Source organism: Paenibacillus sp. FSL W7-1332 (assembly GCF_037969785.1).
In the GTDB taxonomy this organism is placed as follows: Bacteria; Bacillota; Bacilli; order Paenibacillales; family Paenibacillaceae; genus Paenibacillus_AQ.
The window spans coordinates 2189518-2210426 of record NZ_CP150209.1; the positions used below are offsets into that span (position 1 = coordinate 2189518).

Below are 20909 nucleotides of genomic sequence, written 5' to 3' on the forward strand. Positions count from 1 at the left end.
GGTTTCTTAAGGGACATTCGACCCGATTACTTGAATAAGATATGCGTAAAAATACAATTCATAGATTCATAGAAGCGGGAGACCGCCTTGTCGGATTTTTTTGACGGGGCGGTCTTTTTACTTTTGATCTCATAAAACGGCTTTCTGGGGCATAAGGTGTACAGTACAGGAAGGGGGAAAGTCTCCATATGTCCCGCATCAGCCGCAAGCTGCAGAAATGGACCCAAGAAATGCTTGATTTGCCACAGGACCTGTTATTTGATTTGCCGCGGTTGACCCTGATTGGCAATAAAGAGCTGCATATCGAAAATCATCGCGGAGTCAGGCATTTTTCCGAGGAACGACTTGTGTTGTCTTTAACGCAGGGGTCTTTGGAGATTTCGGGGACCGGACTTGCGATTCAGGCTATTCAAAGCCATGAAGTGACCATCATTGGCACCATTCATCATATTCAATACATAGGAACGGGGGAGAAACCGTGAAGATTCCGACGATGATCCATCTTCGAGGATATGTGAAGCTCGCTGTTCGCGGTGAGCATGTGGAAGCATTCATCAATTCATTGGCGGAGGCGGGGATTCCGGTTTGGGATGTAACACCGACAGGGGCCCACTCAGCAGAGCTTAAGCTGCTGCTGAAGGATTTCAAAGGGCTCCGTCCACTGTTAAAACGGACAGGCTGCCGTACGCGGATCAAGGGGCGTTACGGATACCCCTTCAAAGCCCGCCGCGTGTTGAAACGCAAAGCGTTTGTTATCGGCGTTGTTGCGTTTTTTATGATCCTGCTCACGCTTTCCTCGATGGTATGGAACGTGGAAGTCGAGGGGAATGAAACGATCGCTTCGGAGGATGTGCTTGATGCGGCCAAGTTGGAAGGCATTTATCCGTTTCAATGGATATTCAAGCTGCAATCGATGGACAAGCTGTCCGGGAATATGACCGCCCGCCTCCCGGGGACTTCATGGGTAGGGGTGGAACGAAACGGGACGCGCATTCGCATACAGATTGTAGAGGCGGCCGTACCGGAGAAACCGCCGCTCCAGAGTCCGAGGCATCTAATCAGTACGCAGGACGCTGTGATCACCCATATTTACGCCGAGAAGGGGGTCCCTAAAGTAGGGATTAACAGCCGGGTGAAGAAAGGCGACATTCTGATTTCCGGTGTCCTTGGGGACGAGGAAAATTCGGAACGAATTGTAGCCAAAGGGGAAGTGAAAGGCCTTGTATGGCATGAATACGATATCGAAATCCCATTGGTGAAGACCCATAAGGTGTATACGGGGGAAGGAAAGAAGCGTTCGTATATCGTATTTGGCGATCGGGCCGTCCAGCTGTGGGGATACGGGGATATTCCGTTTTCGCAGCAGGAGACCTTGACCTTCTATGATCCGCTTACGTGGAGGACGCGCGTGCTTCCGCTGGGCTGGATGACGGAAAAAATCATGGAGGTTACCGAGGTGCAGCGGACCATAAGCGAGGATGAAGCGAAAAAAGAGGGAATCGAGGGGGCACGCCGGGATATTTTGGCGAAATATGGGACCGATTCGAGATTTGTAAGCCAAAAAATTTTGCATGATAAGAAAGAGAATGGTAAAGTTTATATGAAAGTGCTTTTTGAGGTGGAAGAGACCATCGCGAAAGAACTTCCCATAGTATACGATCAAGGAGAATGAGGCTATTTGTCACAGCAAACGACCAGCATTCAAATTTTACTTCAAAGCGCGTCAGAAGGTCTGTCATTATTCGGACCACAAGATACATTTCTGAAATTAATCGAAAAAGAAATTCCTGCGACGATAGATTCACGGGAAGCGGTCATCACGATTCGTGGGCAACATCGGAATGTGGAGAGTCTTCAGCAGCTGTTTGAAGTGCTGCTCCAGCTTGTGCGCAACGGCTACATTTTGACCGAGCGTGATATCCTTTATGCTGTAGAACTCGCCAAGGATCTGAGAGCTGATCAATTGCTGGATCTGTACAAGGGCGAAATTACGACAACCTTCAAGGGCAAGCCTATTCGTGTAAAAACCATCGGTCAGAAGCACTATGTGACCACCATCAAAAAGCGGGATGTTGTATTCGGTATCGGTCCTGCCGGAACAGGGAAAACCTACTTGGCTGTCGTTCTGGCTGTTGCCGCGCTGAAGGAAGGATCCGTCAAAAGGATCATTCTGACAAGGCCGGCAGTAGAGGCTGGAGAGAGCCTGGGCTTCCTGCCGGGTGATCTGCAGGAGAAGGTTGATCCTTACCTCAGACCATTGTACGATGCCTTATACGATGTTATGGGCCCGGATCAAACGGCCAAGGCGCTGGAGCGTGGATTGATTGAAATTGCGCCGCTTGCTTACATGCGCGGGCGGACGCTGGATGATTCATTTATTATTTTGGACGAAGCACAGAACACCACGCCGGAACAGATGAAGATGTTTCTGACACGGCTTGGATTCGGCTCGAAGATGGTCATCACCGGGGACGTGACCCAGATTGACCTGCCGCGGGGCAAGAAATCAGGACTTATCGAAGCTAAAACGATATTAAGCGGAATTGAGGAAGTCGGATTCGTCTATTTTGCCGAACAGGATGTTGTACGTCACTCTTTAGTACAAAAAATCATCGTCGCTTATGATAAAGCAGCAGAAAACCAAGATTAAAGGGGATTGTCGCAATGGCCTCCAAAGAACCATCGACGGACAAGTCCATATGGGGTAAAAACAGCGGATGGAAATATAGCGTGGCAACACGCTATATTCTGTTTTTGCTGCTTGCTTTACTCTTTTATATCAGTCTAGCATCCAAGCTTTTGCCGGAACGCTATGACATACAGGTCAATACGAAAAGCGAAAAGAACATCGTAGCGCCCGTGCAGATTGAGGATAGCAAAGCAACGCTTAAGGCACAGGAGGCGGCGGCGGAGAACGTCCAGCCGATTTACCCTCTCGTTCCTCTGCGGAATGACGTCTTGGTCACGCAAATCCTTGACCGCATTGAACGTTTGAATCAGGACGTCGATATCAGCTCTGGCGAAAAGGTCGAAATTTATCGTAATGAAATTCCGAGGATGGCTCGAGAATTCGTGCAAAACTTCGTGTCGGCCAACAGCACGAATGAAGCTTATTCCAAAGAGCTGCTTCAGGAAATGCAGCGGGTCATCGAAGAACAAACCTATCGGATCCCCGAGGAAACGTTCATTAAGATACCGAGGCTGAATTCGGAAGATATTATTCAAATGAAGCCTGTAGCTCGCGAGATTGTATCCAGGCTGATGCTGAACGAAATCGTGGATGCCGATACGGCCCGTACCCGCGTGGCGGAACGAGTGAACACAAGCTCGTTGAATGATCGGACCGCCAGGGAAGTCGTTCAGGAATTGGCAAGTTTAACGATAACGGCCAATAAATTCTATGACGAGGTTGCCACCAAGAATGCAAAGGTTGAGGCCCGGGAGAATACTCCGCCCGTATTTATCAAACAAGGGGATATCCTCGTGGCGAAGGGTCAGCTTATCACGCCGGAGCTGTACGAGCTGCTTGGCAAAAATGGTCTGCTGAAGGACGACATTAACTACTGGCCGGAGCTGGGAGTTCTTCTCCTCTCTGTCCTGCTGTCGCTGGGCATACTGACTTTCATAAGACAGTCGGAACCAGGCAAATTTAAATACAACAACTCGCAGCTGTTAATGCTGGTCCTGGTGTATGTGATCACGCTGATTCCGATGCATTTGACAGCATTTTTGCAAAGCGATTCCCAGATGTACGTTGGATATCTTGCGCCTGTTGCGATTGGCGCGATTCTGGTTACCCTGCTGCTGGAAACCTCGCTTGCCTATTTCAGCGTCATCATTTTCAGCATCATGGCAAGCGTCATATTGAATGTCCAAGGCGAATTGTTTGACTTCAAATTCGGGTTATTTGCAGCCGTGACTTCCTGCGTGGCGATCTTCTCGATTCACCGCGCGAGCCAGCGGTCGACGATGCTGAAGGGCGGCATTATGGCTTCTCTCTTTGGCGCATTGATCGTGTTTATCATGCTGCTGCTCAATAACGATACGTGGACCACGAGTGAAACGCTGTATTCGATCGGTTTTGCGATTGCGGGCGGATTGCTAACGGCCATCCTGGTCATCGGATTAATGCCGTTCTTCGAAGTCACCTTCGGTATTTTGTCGGCACTGAAGCTGGTGGAATTATCGAACCCGAACCATCCGCTGCTCCGCAAACTGTTGACGGAGACGCCGGGCACTTATCATCACAGTGTCATGGTCGGAAACTTGTCCGAAGCGGCGGCGGAAGCGATTGGCGCCAACGGACTGCTGTGCCGCGTCGGATCCTACTATCATGATATTGGAAAAACCAAGCGTCCGATCTATTTTATCGAGAATCAGAACAATATGGAGAACCCGCATGACTCCATTGAACCGAAGCTGAGCAAATCCATTATCGTTGCACACGCAAGGGATGGCGTGGAAATGCTCAAGGAGTACAAGCTGCCTAAACCGATACGAGATATCGCAGAGCAGCATCATGGCACAACGTTTTTACACTATTTTTATCATAAAGCGGTTCGCCAGGCGGAGGAGCAGAGCATAGAACTGGATTTCACCGAAGATGATTTCCGTTATCCAGGGCCGAAGGCTCAATCCAAGGAATCCGCGATTGTCGGCATAGCCGACAGCGTGGAAGCGGCTGTTCGTTCATTGCGTAAACCGACGGTGGAACAGGTTGAATCGATGATCGAGAAGATCATCAAAGGCCGCCTGGATGACCACCAGTTTAATGATTGCGATTTAACGATGAAGGAACTGGACATTATCGCCAAGACGTTAAAGGAGACGGTGATGGGGATTTTCCATTCCCGGATCGAGTATCCTGAGGATGTGAAGCGTCCCAAGCCGACAGCGCCAAATGGTGATAACCCGACCGCTTCCGAGACATCGGCAACGAGTGAGGAACAGAGAAGGAGCGTATAAGAATGAGCCTGCAGCTGGCATGGAATAATGAACAAGAGGATTTTCAGATTAGCGAGGATTTGATCGCCTTGCTTGAAGTGATTCTTCAGAAGGCCGGAGAGGCTGAAGGCGTTACCGACGGCGAGGTTGATCTGACTTTCGTCGATGATAAACAGATCCATGAATTGAACCGGGAGTACCGGGGAATCGATCGTCCGACCGACGTCCTCTCCTTTGCGATGAATGAGATTACGAACGATGAGCTCGAGATCATTTATGAGCTTGAAGAAGGAGAAGAACTGGAGAGCGTGCCGGATGTTCTGGGTGATATCATTATCTCGGTCCCTCGGGCGAAGCTGCAAAGCGAAGAATACGGTCATTCCTTGGAACGGGAACTCGGTTTTCTGTTTGTTCACGGATTTCTGCATTTGCTCGGATATGATCATCAGGATGAGGCGAGCGAAGCGGAAATGATGGGCAAGCAGGAGGCTGTACTTGCAGAAGTAGGATTGACAAGATAGTGAAGCCGCACAGACAATCGTTATACAGGGCATTTGGGTGCGCGATCCGCGGCATCTTGACGGCTGTACAAACGGAACGCAATATGAAAATCCACATTGCTGCTGCCTTGATTGTATTCATCGCAGCAGCTTTGCTGCAATTGGACCGAATGAGCTGGTTGTTTTTGGTATTGGCGATTGCCCTCGTATTTATCGCGGAGCTGGTGAATACTGCGGTAGAGGCCATTATCGATCTGATCTCGCCAGAAGAACATGTTTTAGCTCGGGTGGCTAAGGACACAGCAGCCGGTGCAGCGTTAGTTGCAGCGGTGTTTGCCGTCGTAACTGGCATTCTGGTCTTCTATGAACCGGTATGGGAATGGATACAATCAATGACAAGTTGAACATTAGGAGGAACTGGATATGGATGCAGGATTGTTAATGCAGGAAGCGATTAAAGCACGTACGCGCGCTTACATACCCTATTCAACATTTGGTGTAGGGGCGGCTCTGCTCGATTCGCGCGGAGAGGTACATCTTGGGTGTAATGTTGAGAATGCCGCATACGGTCCTACCAATTGCGCTGAACGCACGGCATTGTTCCGTGCGATTGCCGATGGTCATGAAGCAGGGAGCTTCCAGGCGATTGCCATCGTTGCTGATACAGATGGCCCGTGCACGCCGTGTGGGGTATGCCGGCAAGTGCTGGTGGAGCTGTGTAAACCCGATATGAAGGTGATCATGGGGAATATGAAGGGTGACATCAAGGAAACGACCGTCAGTGAACTGCTGCCGGGCGCGTTTGGTCCTTGGGATTTAAACAAACAGTAAGTTTGCAATTGAACAGGATCGAACCAAGGTTTCAGAAACAACATGTATATACAGGACAGTAGCGGAGGAATCGTATGCAAAAAAAACAATTTAAGTCCGGGTTTGTGGCTATTATCGGAAGACCGAATGTAGGGAAATCAACGCTGATGAACCAGGTGATCGGTCAAAAGATTGCCATCATGTCGGACAAACCGCAAACAACAAGAAATAAAATTCATGGCGTTTATACGACGAACGAATCCCAAGTGGTTTTTCTGGATACACCGGGCATTCATAAACGTCAATCCAAGCTTGGGGATTACATGAACCAGACCGCTTTAAGCACGCTGGGTGAGGTTGAAGCCGCGTTGTTTCTGGTAGACGCTTCCGAGGGCATCGGCGGGGGAGACCGTTACATCGCCGAGCAGCTGCAGAAGATCAAGACTCCGATCATCCTGGTCATGAACAAAATCGATAAGATTGAGCCGCCCGCTCTGCTCCCACTGATTGAGCAGTATCGGAAGCTGCATGATTTTGCAGAGATCGTCCCGATTTCCGCCAAGCTCGGCAACAATGTCGACACGCTTCTTGAACAAATTCAGAAGTACTTGCCTCCAGGCCCGCAGTATTATCCTGAAGACCAAGTGACGGATCATCCGGAGCAGTTCGTGTGCGCAGAGCTGATTCGCGAGAAAATTTTGCACATGACAAGAGAGGAAGTTCCTCACTCCATTGCGGTTACGATTGAGGATATGCGGGTGGAGGAGAACGGAACCGTATATATTTCAGCCGTGATTTTTGTGGAACGCGACTCCCAAAAGGGTATCATTATCGGCAAGCAGGGTGCTCTGTTAAAAGAGGTTGGCAGACAAGCCCGTCAGGACATTCAAAGACTGCTCGGGTCCAAGATTTTCTTGGAGCTCTGGGTTAAAGTTAAAAAAGATTGGCGTAACCAAGAACGCGTTCTTCGCGATCTCGGATTTCACCGCGGGGAATAATAGAGCCGCTGTGCAAATTCGAGGTAAATCATACACGGCAGTCGCCTGCCAACAATTGCATTTCATAAATCTGCTCTAGGCGCACATCCTAATTTTCGTAGATGCGAAACGCCATTTCCGAAGAGAGGATGAATACGAATGCGAGATTTTTCGTGGAAGTATTTTGCGATGACTGGAGATGTCGATGCGTATTTGCTGTATAAGGAAACCGAGGGTGAGTCGGTTCTTACAGCTGCATCCGTTGAAGATGAGGCGGCCCCGCATGAAGAAGACGAGTAATCATTGGTTGTTCCAGGAATGGTTGGGGGAAAGCGCATGCTATATCGGGCGGAAGGGATCGTCATCCGCAGCATGGACTACGGCGAAGGGAACAAAATCATTACACTTTGCACCAAAGAATCGGGCAAGGTAGGCGTGCTGGTCAGAGGAGCCAAGAAGGTGAAAAGCCGTCATGCTGCTCTGACGCAGCTGTTTACTTATGGAGAATATGTGTTCTTCCGGAATGGTACCGGGCTCGGCAATTTGAACGCCGGTGAGATTATGGAATCTCACCACGGGCTCAGGGAGGATCTTATCAAAGCCGCCTATGCTTCTTATGCCTGCGAGCTCTTGGATCGGGTGCTGCAGGATGAGGAGACGGGCGCTTTTTGGTTTCATCAGCTCAAAGCCTGCCTGGAAGCCCTTCAGGAGGATAAGGATCCCCAAATTATCATCAATCTGTATGAGATGAAAATTTTGCAAGCGGCAGGGTACGGGCCGGAGCTGGATGTTTGCATTTCATGCAATCAATCCAGAAAAGACGAGGATATGCTGGTGAGTCCCCGCCTTGGCGGCGTCCTGTGCCGTTACTGCAAACATCTGGATCCGCCGGCAATGGCGATCTCGCCCAGAACGCTGAAGCTGCTGCGCCTGTTTGGACGGCTGGATTTAAGACGGTTGGGCAATGTGGATGTGAAGGACGAAACGAAGGCCGAGCTCAAAAAGGTTATGCGAGCTTTGATGGATATGCAGCTTGGGCTGCGTTTGAAATCGCAAAATTTTTTGGATCAAATGGACAAGTATGATATTTGACGTAAGATATAGAATGAGGTATTATATTTATCAGTTTATTAGTTTTTTGAATACTGACATGCATTGAACGGGAAAGTAGTGAATAGTCGATCCGTGAAAGCGAGCCGGGGGTGGTGGAAGCCTGGTAGGAGATATTCATGAACAGGGCACCCGGGAGCATGATGAAACGATAAAGTGGGCTTTACTGATCGCTGAAGACTAAGATTATGTCTGCGACGCAGCAGGGCCAAGTAGGGTGGAACCGCGGGAAGCTACAGCTCTCGTCCCTATGTCTGTACAACAGGCGTAGGGCGAGAGCTTTTTGTTGTACAGAGAATCGATAGGCATGGTGGAATGAATTTGAAAAAGAATGTAAAGGAGCTAAAAATCATGAATTTCCAGCAGATGATTTTGACGCTGCAGCAATTTTGGGCGGAACAGAATTGTATCATCGTGCAGCCGTACGACACGGAAAAGGGTGCAGGTACAATGAATCCGATGACGTATTTGCGTTCGATCGGACCCGAGCCCTGGAATGTGGCTTATGTGGAGCCTTCCCGTCGCCCGGCTGACGGCCGTTATGGAGAGAATCCGAACCGTCTGTATCAGCATCACCAATTTCAGGTCATTTTGAAACCTTCACCGGACAATATTCAAGAGCTGTATTTGGAGAGCTTGAAGCGTCTTGGCATCAATCCGCTCGATCATGACATCCGTTTTGTTGAGGACAATTGGGAAGCGCCGACACTTGGTGCATGGGGCCTTGGCTGGGAAGTTTGGCTGGATGGTATGGAAATTACGCAGTTTACGTACTTCCAGCAGGTTGGCGGCATCGACGCAAGTCCAGTCGCTGTAGAGATTACCTATGGTATGGAGCGGCTTGCATCCTATATCCAGGATAAAGAGAATGTGTTTGATCTGGAATGGGTAGACGGCATCACCTATGGAGATGTATTCCATCAGCCGGAATTCGAGCATTCAAAATACACTTTTGAAGTGTCCGACGTTAAAATGCTGTTTACGCTGTTTAACATGTATGAAGAAGAAGCGAATAAAGCGATGAACCAAAATTTAGTATTCCCGGCGTACGACTACGTACTAAAATGCTCGCACACGTTTAACCTGCTGGATGCCAGAGGCGCGATCAGCGTAACGGAGAGAACGGGATACATTATGCGCGTGCGAAACCTGGCTCGTCAGGTTGCAGCCACGTATTTGGAAGAGCGCGAGAAGCTGGGCTTCCCGCTGATTAAGAAAGGGGGCGCAGACCATGTCTAAGGATTTATTGTTTGAAATCGGTCTGGAAGAAGTCCCGGCGAGATTTCTGCGCGCCGCGATGGAACAGCTTCAGGACAAATTGGTCAAATGGCTGGATGCTTCCAGAATCGGGCATGGAGAAGTAACGGCATATGCTACGCCGCGCCGCTTGGCGGTATGGGTACAGAACGTTGCGGATAAACAAGAAGACGTCAGCGAGGAAGTGAAGGGGCCTTCCCGCAAGATCGCGTTGGATGATAGCGGACAGTGGAGCAAGGCAGCGCTTGGTTTTGCAAAAAGCCAGGGCGTTGATCCTGAGAGTTTTACCTTTAAGGAGCTCGGCGGGGTAGAGTATATCTATGTGACGAAAAACAGCGTTGGCGTGGATACGAAGTCGATCCTGCCTGAAGGACTACTTGGCATTTTGACTTCGATGACCTTCCCGAAAAATATGCGCTGGGGCGCGCACGAATTTAAATTCGTTCGTCCGATTAAGTGGATGGTCGCTCTGCTCGGCAGTGAGACCATAGATCTGGAAATTACGGGCGTGAAAGCTGGGAACGTGACCCGTGGACATCGTTTCCTTGGCGGAGAGGCCGTTATTCCTGAGGCATCGGCTTATCGCGACGTATTGCGCGAACAGCATGTCATCGTGGACGTGAATGAACGCCAAGAGATGATTGTGTCGCAGATCCAGGCATTGGCCCAAGAGAAAGATTGGAATATCGCCATCAAGGACGATTTGCTTGAAGAGGTATTATTCCTTGTAGAGACGCCAACCGTGCTGTACGGATCATTCGACTCCTCATTCCTCCATATTCCGCAGGAAGTATTGATTACTTCCATGCGTGAGCATCAACGGTACTTCCCTGTGCTGGATAAGCAAGGACAATTGCTTCCGTTCTTTGTCACGGTGCGCAGCGGGGACAGCCGTTCCCTGGACGTTATCGCTAGAGGGAATGAGAAGGTGCTGCGAGCCCGTTTGTCGGACGCGAAATTCTTCTATGAGGAAGATCAGAAGCTTCAGATCAAAGACGCCCTATCGAAGCTGGAGAGCATCGTGTTCCATGAGGAACTGGGGACCATCGGCGATAAAGTCCGCAGAATCCGCCGGATTTCCGATCAGTTGTCCGCGAAGCTTAGCATTTCGGCTGACGAAGCAGATTCCGTGAGTCGTGCGGCCGATATTTGCAAATTCGATCTGGTGACCCAGATGGTTTACGAATTCCCTGAACTGCAGGGTGTAATGGGTGAGGATTACGCAAGAAAAGCCGGTGAGAAGGAGCAGGTGGCCAAAGCGGTGTTTGAGCATTACCAGCCTCGCTTCGCCGGTGACGCGGTGCCTTCCACCTCGGTCGGATCCATCGTGAGCATTGCGGATAAAATCGACACGATCGTGGGCTGCTTCTCCATCGGCATCATTCCGACAGGCTCCCAGGACCCTTACGCGCTGCGCCGTCAGGCGGCGGGCATCGTTCAGATTATCCTGGAGCACAAACTCCCGGTAACGTTATCGGATGTCTTCGGTGTGGCCCTGGAGGTTCACGAGAACATTCGCGTATTGAAACGCTCGACGGACGAAATCCGTAAGGACCTTAAAGAATTCTTCGGACTTCGCGTGAAGAAGCTTCTGTCCGAAGATCAGCGTTATGATGTGGTGGATGCCGTAATTACCGCAGGATTTGATCATGTGGTGTCGGTTGTATCCCGCGGTCATGCGCTGATGGATGCTGTCGATCATGTCCAAGACTTCAAAACGACGGTAGAATCCTTCAACCGGGTTAGCAATTTGGCTGCCAAGGCCGGCAAGGCTGCTGTCAATCCTGAATTGTTTACGGAAACGGAAGAAGGCAAGCTGTACGAAGCTTGGAACGCGATTCGCGACGATTATCATGCTGCGCTGCAAGCTGCTGACGGCGAACGTTCATTGTCCTTGCTGGGTGGACTCAAAGAACCGATTACCGGATTCTTCGACTCCGTAATGGTCATGGCAGAGGATGAAGCGGTTCGGGCCAATCGTCTTGCACTGCTCTCCGGTATCGATGGAGATTTGAAGCGATACGCCGATTTCACGAAATTGGTGTGGTAGTAGTGACAGCATGATTTTACTAATGGTATAATGCATTGTTCAGTGAAAGCGACAGCCCGCGGTTATGCACGGGATGGCGCTTTCGCTATGAACGGCCTGAATCAAGCAAGTGCTGGGTCATTGTTTATTTGAAGAGATAAGAAGGTATAAGCTTCAGAGGCTTACCATCCTTATCTCGCAAGAAAAACTTCCGCTATACGCGGTCTGTCTCCTGTGAAAGTACGACGATAGACGTTTTTCTTAGAAGAAGGATTTTAATCTGCCAAAGACGTATATAATAATATACAGCGTAAAGATGAATCCAAGATTAACGATAAGAGCCGGTGATGCGAATGAACGAAAGCAACTCCATTTCGATTGCGGTTGACGGTGATGCATGTCCAGTCAAGAAGGAAATCGCAGAGACAGCTCGTACATTTCGTGTGCCGGTACTGCTTGTTTCTTCCTATGATCATCTGCAGCAGGCAGAAGAAGGGGTTACGACGGTCCAGGTGGATCGGAGTGATCAAAGTGCGGACCTATACATCGCTAACCACATATCCAGGGGGGATATCGTGGTAACGCAGGATTATGGACTGGCTGCACTTGCGCTTGCCAAATCATGCCATGTGATATCCTTTCGTGGTCGTATTTTCCATAATGCGGATATCGATTTCATGCTGGATTCCCGTCACCATCTGGCTAAGGCGAGGAAGCAAGGAAAGTATGGCAAAGGGCCCAAAAAGCTGCTTGACGAAGACCGGATTTTTTTTCAACATAAACTGACAAAACTTTTGCATGAATTGCAGGAGAATGTCCACCCGTAGCGAATACTATTTACGTGCCAAAAGAGATGAAGGTGGTTTGGATGAGTACCGGACAAGGTAATATTCCGGATGATGTCATTGAGGAAGTACTGGCCAAGAGCGATATTGTGGACACGGTCAGCAAATACGTGCATCTTACCAAACAGGGGAAATACCTGAAGGGCTTGTGCCCGTTTCACTCAGAGAAGACTCCTTCCTTTACGGTTACACCGGAACGCCAAATCTTTTACTGCTATGGTTGCGGTAAGGGCGGAAACGCCATTAAATTTAGAATGGAAATCGAAGGATTTTCTTTTCCCGAAGCCGTAAAGACAATGGCAGAAGAGAATGATATCTCGTTGCCGGAAGGTCAAGGAGTTCCCGTAATTCCTCGTAATCCGGAAAAAGAACGTTTGCTTGAAGCCTATGAGCTTAGCGCCAAGCTGTACCATTTCCTGCTTAAGAACACGGAGCATGGTACGGAAGCCATGAAGTATTTACGATCCCGCGGAATGAGCGACAAAATGATTGACCAGTTCCAAATCGGTTATGCTCCTGATCGTTGGGACACGCTTGTACAATTCCTGACGAAGCGATCCTTTGACTTGAAAGAGATGGAAAAGGGCGGTTTATTATCCGCAAGAAATGAACAGGAAGGCTATCTCGACCGTTTTCGCGGACGCATCATGTTTCCGATACATGACCGCAGCGGCAAGGTCATCGCGTTTGCTGGCAGAATACTGGGGGACGGTCAACCGAAGTACCTAAATTCCCCGGAGACACTTCTATTTAATAAGAGCCGCACACTGTACAACCTGCACCAGGCCAAAACATCCATACGCAAATTGCGTCAAGTTCTGTTATTCGAAGGTTACGGCGATGTGATTTCGTCATGGGAAGCAGGACTACAGAATGGTGTGGCAACCATGGGAACCTCTCTAACGGAAAACCAAGTGGCAATCATGAAATCGGTGGCTGAAGAAGTTGTTGTTGTCTATGACGGTGATAAAGCCGGCATGGCTGCTGCGTTAAAAGTCATTCCAATGCTGGAAGGCGTTGGTCTCAGAGTACGAATCGCTTTGGTGAACGAAGGAATGGACCCGGATGATTATATCCGCAAATTCGGTGCCGAGCGTTTCAGGCATGTAGTAGAAACAGCTGTTTCAACAACAAAATTTAAACTTATATATCTGAAGAAAAACCATATACTGCTAGAAGAAGATGGTAAGATTGCGTACGCCAAAGAGGCATTGCCCATTATCGCCGTACTGAATTCCTCGACTGAACGAGAAGTTTACTTGAGGGAGTTGTCCTCCGAGCTTCATCTTTCCTACGAGAGTCTTAAGCAGGATTGCAATCTGCTTCGGCAATCGATGCAAAAAAAGATGGGCGATGGGGATAATAAGGAAAAAAGGTGGAATAATGGTAGGCATAAAAAAGGGCGCCAGCCCGCCCCGGTACTTCTGCCTGCTTACCATGCTGCAGAGCGGCGGCTGCTGTCGCTGATGCTGCAGGATGCGGAGGCCGCGCGATACGTTGGCGATCGCCTGGGAGAAGCGTTTAATATTGAGGATCATGCGGCAATTGCTGCTTATCTATATGCTTTTTACGCACAGGGTAAATCTCCGGATATCAGCCGTTTCATGTCATCGCTCCACGACGATCGTTTGGAAATGACGGTCAGCTCGATCATGATGATGGAAGCACCAGCCGAGTGGAATGTTCAAGTGCTCGATGATTGCATACGTGAGGTGCTGAAATTTCCGCAGCAGAGAGAGATCGACCAGAAAAAAGAAGAGATGATTAAAGCGGAGCGCTCAGGAGATTTTTTGCGAGCCGCACAAATTGCAAGTGAGATTATCGCCCTAGAAAGACAATGAGGCCCCGCGCATTGCTGTTTCTAGGGAGGAGGGAGTCGAATGATGGCGAATGATCAGCATACTGAACTAGAAACGGAATTTACGCTGGATCAAGTCAAGGATCAGTTGATTGAACAGGGTAAAAAGAGATCCGTATTGAGCTATAAAGATATTATGGAGAAATTATCGCCATTTGATCAGGATACGGAGCAGATGGAAGAGTTCTATGAGCAGCTGGCCGACCTGGGTATCGATGTAGTTAATGAGAATGATGAAGAGGGTACTCACCGGCAAGCGGGAGATTCCGAATCCCATGATAATGAGGATTTTGGGTTTGACGACGATCTTTCGCTGCCTCCTGGGATCAAGATTAACGACCCGGTACGGATGTACTTGAAGGAAATTGGCCGGGTTCCGCTGTTGTCAGCAGATGATGAGATTGAACTTGCCAACCGGATTGAACAGGGAGATGAGGAAGCCAAGCGCCGTCTGGCTGAAGCCAACCTGCGTCTCGTTGTAAGTATCGCGAAGCGTTACGTCGGACGAGGAATGCTGTTCCTGGATTTGATTCAGGAGGGCAACATGGGCTTGATCAAAGCCGTGGAGAAGTTCGATTACAAAAAGGGTTTCAAATTCAGTACGTATGCGACTTGGTGGATTCGCCAAGCGATCACGCGCGCTATTGCTGACCAGGCCCGTACCATCCGAATTCCCGTGCATATGGTCGAGACCATCAACAAACTGATTCGTGTATCCAGACAGCTTCTGCAGGAGCTCGGACGTGAGCCTTCGCCGGAGGAAATTGCTGCCGAGATGGAACTCAGTGTTGAGAAAGTCCGGGAGATTATGAAAATCGCCCAGGAGCCGGTTTCGCTGGAAACGCCGATCGGTGAAGAAGATGATTCCCACCTCGGAGATTTCATCGAGGATCAGGAAGCACTCGCTCCTGCTGACGCAGCAGCTTACGAGCTTCTGAAGGAACAGCTCGAAGATGTGCTGGATACGCTGACAGAGCGCGAGGAGAATGTGCTTCGTCTTCGTTTCGGACTCGATGATGGCCGCACCAGAACACTGGAAGAGGTCGGCAAAGTGTTCGGTGTTACCCGCGAACGGATTCGACAGATTGAAGCGAAAGCGCTCCGTAAGCTTCGTCACCCGAGCCGCAGCAAACGGTTAAAGGATTTCCTCGAATAGCTTAATCCACGGACCTTCTGCAGTAACGGCAGCAGGTCCTTTTTTTCGAATTTATGCATGGCATGTATGAGTTTCTTGGTTATGGAATTTCTTCCTGCATTTGTTTTATTGGTCTTTATTTTAGCTCTTTTCCAGACCCATTGCAAATGAACAGGCACGATGTTTTTCAACCGGATTTACCGGTTTGCAGTTTGGTATCGTCTCTGTTAGGGTAAGGTATAGATCGTGATTTGGACGAAAATATGGAATGGTAAGGTGTATCGACCGTGAAATTATCAAGAAGATTAACGAAAATACTGGAGAAGATTCCACGCGGCAGCCGACTTGCTGATATCGGTTCCGACCATGCACTGCTGCCTGTGGCTGCCGTAGAGAGCGGAGCAGCCATTCAAGCGATCGCCGGTGAGGTCAATCCCGGCCCTTATGATGCTGCCGTCAAGCAGGTCATCGAATCAGGGATGACTGAGGTCATCAGCGTGCGAAGAGGAGACGGTTTGAACGTACTCTCAGCCGGTGAGGCCGACGTTATTACGATTGCCGGTATGGGTGGCAGCTTGATTGCAGCGATTTTGGACCGCGGCATCGATAAGCTGACAGGCGTCCGCAGGCTGGTCCTGCAGCCGAATGTGGGAGAAGATATCTTGCGCAAGTGGCTGTACTCCCATGGCTGGGTGCTGATTGAGGAATGGATCCTGGAGGAAGACGGCAAAATTTACGAAGTGCTGGTCGCCGAGCCTTCGCATACAACAGACCTGACGAATGAGCAGGTTTACAAGGATAGAGCGATTGGGGGCGGTCTCCGATTATCTACGGACTGGCTTTTCCGTATGGGACCTTGGCTCACGCAGTCCCCGAATCCGGTTTTCTATGATAAATGGAAATCGGAGATAGAGAAGATGGAGTATATTCTTCTATCGCTTTCGCGTTCAGATCTCACCACGGCAGCCGACAAGGCGAGTGAGATTCGTTCGGATATCGAGTTTATTCAGGAGGTGCTGGCATGCTTGCCAAAGGACAAACCGTAATTCAATATATGGAGCAATTGGCCCCGAAGCACGTGGCCGAACCCGATGACCGGATCGGACTCCAGCTTGGAACATTGCAAAAGGACATTCGCACCGTGCTGATTGCTTTGGATGTCAATGATGAAGTGGTGGATGAAGCCATTGAGATTGGGGCTGATCTGATTATCGCGCATCATGCGATTATATACCGTCCGCTGAAGCAGCTGCAGACGGATACACCGATGGGCAAGGTGTATGAAAAGCTGATCAAACACGATATCGCGGTATATATAAGTCATACCAATCTCGATGTAACCGAAGGCGGAATGAACGATTGGATGGCGGAGGCCTTGGGAATCGAGAATACGTCGCCTATCCATGACATGCATAATGAACAGTTATCCAAGCTGGTGGTATTTGTGCCGAAGAGTCATCATCAAGAGGTGCTCGATGCTGTGCTCGGCGCCGGTGCAGGCTGGATCGGAAATTACAGCCACTGCAGCTTTAACATTGAGGGTTTTGGCACCTATGTTCCGCGAGAAGGCAGCAACCCATTTCTAGGTCAGGAAGGCAAGATGGAACGTGCTAATGAGGTTCGGATCGAGACAATTGTTCCTCATGCCATCCGCAACAAAGTGATCCAGGCGATGCTGAAGGCGCATCCTTATGAAGAGGTTGCGTATGATCTGTATGCCATGGACCTTAAAGGGAGATCCCTTGGTCTTGGCCGGGTTGGTAAGCTAAAAGAGCCTATGACGTTGGCTGAGCTGGTAGACGTGGTCAAAGAAAAGCTGGAGGTTCCACATGTTCGTGTTGTAGGAGAGCTCGACCGCACCATCCGCAAGGCGGCCGTCATCGGGGGATCCGGAGGACGCTACATGATGAAGGCACTGTTCCGTGGAGCGGATGTGCTGGTAACCGGAGATGTTGATTATCATACGGCACAGGATGCGCTCGCAGCAGGACTTACCATCATTGATCCGGGTCATAATGCCGAGAAGATTATGAAGGTCAAGGTCGCCGAGTGGATGGAACAGAAACTGCAGGAACATAAGTATGAAACCCGAGTTGTTGCTTCCCGCATCAATACGGAGCCATTCCAGTTCGTGTAAGGAACAGAAATGTAAGGCAAGGAAAAGAGGCCTCATTCTGACACCGCCTGACAATGAAGAGTGCTTAGGCCAAGCTGGGAAAATAATCAGCTATTGTTAATGTTTAATGGGTTGTGTACCGCTTCAAATCACTGTATAATATGTAATGTTGTCCGGAAAGTTTGACAGACAATCGCTGGCGGCTCTAAGCCGCGAGAGGAAAGTCCGGGCTCCATAGGGCAGGGTGCTGGATAACGTCCAGTCAGCGCGAGTTGAAGGATAGTGCCACAGAAATGGACCGCCGATGGCCGCCTTAGGGTGGCACAGGCAAGGATGGAACCGAGGTGTAAGAGACCCCGAGGAACGCTGGTGACTTCGTTCCTGGTAAACCCCACCTGGAGCAAGACCTAATGGGACGCAGTCTCTTTCGAGGAGACAGCCTTAGCCCGAGGCGCGTCCGGGTTGGTCGCTTGAGTCGATTAGTAATGATCGGCCTAGATAGATGATTGTCGCTCATGGTGGCAGGGTAGTTCCCGTTATGACCACGAAGAGCACAGAACCCGGCTTACGGAAAGCTTTCCCAACTGAACAACATATTGCTTTACTAATACCGCTATGGTACAAACGCGTATTTTCTTTGGACTCCTCGTGAGGGGTCTACAGGAAATGCGCGTTTTTTCATGATATCAGAAGTTATAAACTTCGAAGCTTGGGCCTTCCTGATATCGCAAGAAAAACTTCCTCTAACCGCGGTCTGTCTTCTGAGAAAGTACGTCGATAGACGTTTTTCTTTAGGTTTCGCGAAAATATTGGCAGATCATGTGTCCTGTACGGATAATCGTCCATACCAAATAGCCCTTGGGATAATAAGCTATAATCATCAACGGAAAGGAGATGCAAAAAAACATGTCTTGTCATAAAGAAAATCCATGTCCTCCTGTGTCACCGATTGTGTGCGAGCCGATCGTTGTCGTTAGAGACCACTATGTACCGCAAATCGTACCCGTTATTCATCCGATTAAAGTGGTGGATAAGATTCACTGCGTACCTGTAGAAAAACATATATACACGTACAGCGAAGAAGAAGTCGTGAGCGACAATGCAGGCTATGGTGGAGTTACGGTCTCCGGTAAGCGTTCGAAGAAAGCTGCAGTACGTACTAGCCGTTCCCGCCGGAAGAAATAAATGTAAGTGCTCTTGCCTCCGATAGGAATAAAGCAGCTAACGCGATCGAGGCGGAAGCTGCTTTATTTCGTGTATTTTATTCGTTGGAGCCGTTTAATTTGCGAAGTTCCTGCTCCAGATTCTGAAGCGTTTGACCCGGCCACATTTGAAGAGGGACATCGGGGGCGCCAACTGCTTTCAAGGATTGGAAAATATCAATCTGACCATGACCGTAATATTTATCTTTTCCTTTATCGCCTAGATCGACCGTTTGGTTTATCATGACGTCCATGACTTCCTGATTGGTCAGATCAGGGTTAAGGGAACGAATGAGACCCGCCATGGCGGCTGCATGAGGGCTGGCCATGGAGGTTCCGGATAAAGCCGCATATTGATTCCCTGGAAACGTGCTTGCAATATTGGTCCCGGGAGCAGCCACATCGATATAATCGCCGTAGTTCGAGTATTCTGCCCGCTTCTGATTGGAATCCGTTGCGGCGACAGCCAGCACTTCCGGATAGGCGGCAGGATAACCAGGGCGCTCCGTGTTGTCATTGCCTGAGGCAGCAACAAGAACAACGTCGCGATCATAAGCATATTTCACGGCATCGTGCAGGAACTGGGAGTCCGCATAGTTGCCAAGACTCATATTGATCACCTTGGCTCCGTGATCCGTGGCCCAAATTATGCCTTCTGCGACGGCATAGGTTGTTCCTGATCCGGATCCGTCTAGTGCTTTGACCGGCATGATTTTGTTATACCAGCTTACCCCGGCAACACCTTCACCGTTGTTGACCAGGGCACCGATGATCCCGGCTACATGCGTCCCGTGACCCACATCATCCAGCGGCTGTTTGTCCTTCTCGACGATGTTGTATCCTTCCACCAACTGTCCATCCAAATCGGAATGCTGAAGATCCACACCAGTGTCAATTACGGCGATGATGACATCTTCACTGCCTTTGGACAGATCCCAGCCCCGGTTCGTCTCAATGACGGGCAGATTCCACTGATATTGAGAAAACAGCAAATCATTCGGGATATTGACTTGCTCATTCGCTCCATCCGGCAAGAAATCCGAGTTTATTCTGGATTGAGGGGGGCGATCATTGGTTAAATAGATGTAGTGAGGCTCAGTATACTTCGTTTTCCACTTCTGCTCGAAATAGGAGCGGAGTTTATGGTAGTCCATATCTTTGGAACGAAAAACATAGGCATAGCCAAGTTTCCTCGGAGTGTCACATGATATCTCCTTAGAGATGTTGAGGAGCTGCTGCTTAGACGGCTCATTCTGAAAGGACACCACAATTTCATTTTCGTAAAAGTGACTGGCCTTTTCATTATCGTGTCCCGTTTTGACGGTAATATCGGAGAGGGTATCCGCATGAATGGATTCGACCTTGAATTTACCTTCCTTCGGGTACGGAATTAAGCGAAGATTCCGTTTCTGGTGATTGCTTACTTCATGCAGTACGCCTTGATTAACCAAAGCGGCGGCGCCATATTTGCCATCCTTGGACGGCTCGGCAACAACAAAATAAGGCTGCCCCGCGACATTGAACTTGGGTGAATCGTAAGATTCTCCCCGTTTCAGCTTTTGCTGTGCCATTTGGAAATGATGAGTGATCAGATTCTTATCTTTTTTGTTCAGTTTGGGAAGCAGACCCTGTACATCCGTCATTTTGTTTTGCTTGAGGTTATACCACCGTACTTGCTGAAAATGCTTGTGCAGCTTTTGTTCTTTTTGCGTATAGGCTTTTATTTGACCCGAACTGCGCAAAGCGTTATTGTTCAGCATTTTGCGCAGATGACCTTTTGCATCAAGACGGTTGAGTTGATCCGTCGCATGGAGATCGCTTTGCATGGTAAAGTGTTTAGCCTTGTTCTCCTGCTGGGGCCTTAAAGGCTGTGTTGGTTCAGCCGTGGGAGCCGGCTGTTTTGAACCGGGGATGAACAGTAAGATCAGAAGCGCGCCAATAACTGACGCTGCACCTAAGATGCTCCATAGGGTACGGGATTTCACAAGTTTTCCTCCTCGCCGCATTCATGATTGAAGTAGTCTTAGCGTGGGGAGAGTGAATCCTTTTTATGCGTTCCATATCATGAGTAAAACGGATGGGAAGGCGCAAAATGAAAAGCACTAAAAATAACCTTGTAAGTGTAT

Annotated in this window: 19 protein-coding genes and 1 other RNA gene; 19 read left to right on the forward strand and 1 reads right to left on the reverse strand. The window is 49.3% G+C overall.

What is annotated here, in order from left to right; translation table 11 throughout:
- Positions 1–188 precede the first annotated feature (188 nt).
- The 19 genes from yqfC (at position 189) to MKX98_RS09580 (ending at position 18766) form a co-directional block, all read left to right on the forward strand.
- Positions 189–482: a sporulation protein YqfC gene (gene yqfC, locus MKX98_RS09490; RefSeq protein WP_071222936.1), complete on the forward strand. Its 294-nt coding sequence runs from the start codon at positions 189–191 to the stop codon at positions 480–482.
- A complete protein-coding gene (gene yqfD / locus MKX98_RS09495; protein ID WP_339222761.1) occupies positions 479–1672 on the forward strand; it encodes a sporulation protein YqfD in 1194 nt (397 codons plus the stop codon). The genes yqfC and yqfD overlap by 4 nt, the downstream gene beginning before the upstream one ends.
- A 6-nt stretch (positions 1673–1678) precedes the next feature.
- The gene (locus MKX98_RS09500) at positions 1679–2650 is read left to right on the forward strand and encodes a PhoH family protein (protein WP_113060209.1); all 972 of its coding nucleotides are present in this window, start codon (positions 1679–1681) and stop codon (positions 2648–2650) included.
- 14 nt (positions 2651–2664) lie between these two features.
- Complete coding sequence (locus MKX98_RS09505) at positions 2665–4965, forward strand: HDIG domain-containing metalloprotein (RefSeq protein WP_194541639.1); 2301 nt, start codon at positions 2665–2667, stop codon at positions 4963–4965.
- A gap of 2 nt (positions 4966–4967) precedes the next feature.
- Positions 4968–5465 carry an rRNA maturation RNase YbeY gene (gene ybeY / locus MKX98_RS09510; RefSeq protein ID WP_194541640.1) on the forward strand — a complete coding sequence of 166 codons (498 nt, stop codon included), beginning with the start codon at positions 4968–4970 and terminating at the stop codon, positions 5463–5465.
- Positions 5465–5848 carry a diacylglycerol kinase family protein gene (locus MKX98_RS09515; RefSeq protein ID WP_339222765.1) on the forward strand — a complete coding sequence of 128 codons (384 nt, stop codon included), beginning with the start codon at positions 5465–5467 and terminating at the stop codon, positions 5846–5848. Before ybeY ends, MKX98_RS09515 begins: the two co-directional genes overlap by 1 nt.
- A gap of 19 nt (positions 5849–5867) precedes the next feature.
- Positions 5868–6275, forward strand: a complete 408-nt coding sequence (gene cdd / locus MKX98_RS09520) for a cytidine deaminase (protein WP_071222942.1) — start codon at positions 5868–5870, stop codon at positions 6273–6275.
- Between the two features lie 74 nt (positions 6276–6349).
- Complete coding sequence (era, locus tag MKX98_RS09525) at positions 6350–7252, forward strand: GTPase Era (RefSeq protein WP_071222943.1); 903 nt, start codon at positions 6350–6352, stop codon at positions 7250–7252.
- A 138-nt stretch (positions 7253–7390) separates the two neighbouring features.
- A complete protein-coding gene (locus MKX98_RS09530; RefSeq protein ID WP_074961956.1) occupies positions 7391–7531 on the forward strand; it encodes a YqzL family protein in 141 nt (46 codons plus the stop codon).
- A gap of 36 nt (positions 7532–7567) precedes the next feature.
- Complete coding sequence (recO, locus tag MKX98_RS09535) at positions 7568–8323, forward strand: DNA repair protein RecO (protein ID WP_194541641.1); 756 nt, start codon at positions 7568–7570, stop codon at positions 8321–8323.
- Positions 8324–8692: 369 nt separating this feature from the next.
- Positions 8693–9580, forward strand: coding sequence for a glycine--tRNA ligase subunit alpha (glyQ, locus tag MKX98_RS09540; RefSeq protein WP_071223067.1), 888 nt, complete (start codon positions 8693–8695; stop codon positions 9578–9580).
- Entirely contained in the window at positions 9573–11648 is a 2076-nt protein-coding gene (gene glyS / locus MKX98_RS09545; protein WP_220686052.1) for a glycine--tRNA ligase subunit beta, read from the forward strand. The genes glyQ and glyS overlap by 8 nt, the downstream gene beginning before the upstream one ends.
- Before the next feature lie 326 nt (positions 11649–11974).
- Positions 11975–12454, forward strand: coding sequence for a YaiI/YqxD family protein (locus tag MKX98_RS09550; protein ID WP_339224382.1), 480 nt, complete (start codon positions 11975–11977; stop codon positions 12452–12454).
- Positions 12455–12495: 41 nt separating this feature from the next.
- Positions 12496–14313, forward strand: coding sequence for a DNA primase (gene dnaG, locus MKX98_RS09555; protein ID WP_194541643.1), 1818 nt, complete (start codon positions 12496–12498; stop codon positions 14311–14313).
- A 42-nt stretch (positions 14314–14355) separates the two neighbouring features.
- A complete protein-coding gene (gene rpoD, locus MKX98_RS09560) occupies positions 14356–15486 on the forward strand; it encodes an RNA polymerase sigma factor RpoD (RefSeq protein WP_071223068.1) in 1131 nt (376 codons plus the stop codon).
- Positions 15487–15752: 266 nt separating this feature from the next.
- Positions 15753–16511, forward strand: coding sequence for a tRNA (adenine(22)-N(1))-methyltransferase TrmK (locus MKX98_RS09565; protein WP_194541644.1), 759 nt, complete (start codon positions 15753–15755; stop codon positions 16509–16511).
- Entirely contained in the window at positions 16487–17602 is a 1116-nt protein-coding gene (locus tag MKX98_RS09570; protein ID WP_194541645.1) for a Nif3-like dinuclear metal center hexameric protein, read from the forward strand. The genes MKX98_RS09565 and MKX98_RS09570 overlap by 25 nt, the downstream gene beginning before the upstream one ends.
- Positions 17603–17758: 156 nt before the next feature.
- An RNA gene (gene rnpB / locus MKX98_RS09575) (RNase P RNA component class A) lies at positions 17759–18164 on the forward strand.
- A 323-nt stretch (positions 18165–18487) separates the two neighbouring features.
- A complete protein-coding gene (locus MKX98_RS09580) occupies positions 18488–18766 on the forward strand; it encodes a hypothetical protein (protein ID WP_194541646.1) in 279 nt (92 codons plus the stop codon).
- Between the two features lie 76 nt (positions 18767–18842).
- On the opposite strand, the gene MKX98_RS09585 is transcribed toward MKX98_RS09580, so the two are convergent.
- On the reverse strand, positions 18843–20768 hold the full coding sequence (locus MKX98_RS09585) for a S8 family peptidase (RefSeq protein ID WP_220686050.1): 1926 nt from the start codon (positions 20766–20768) through the stop codon (positions 18843–18845).
- Between the last annotated feature and the right edge of the window lie 141 nt (positions 20769–20909).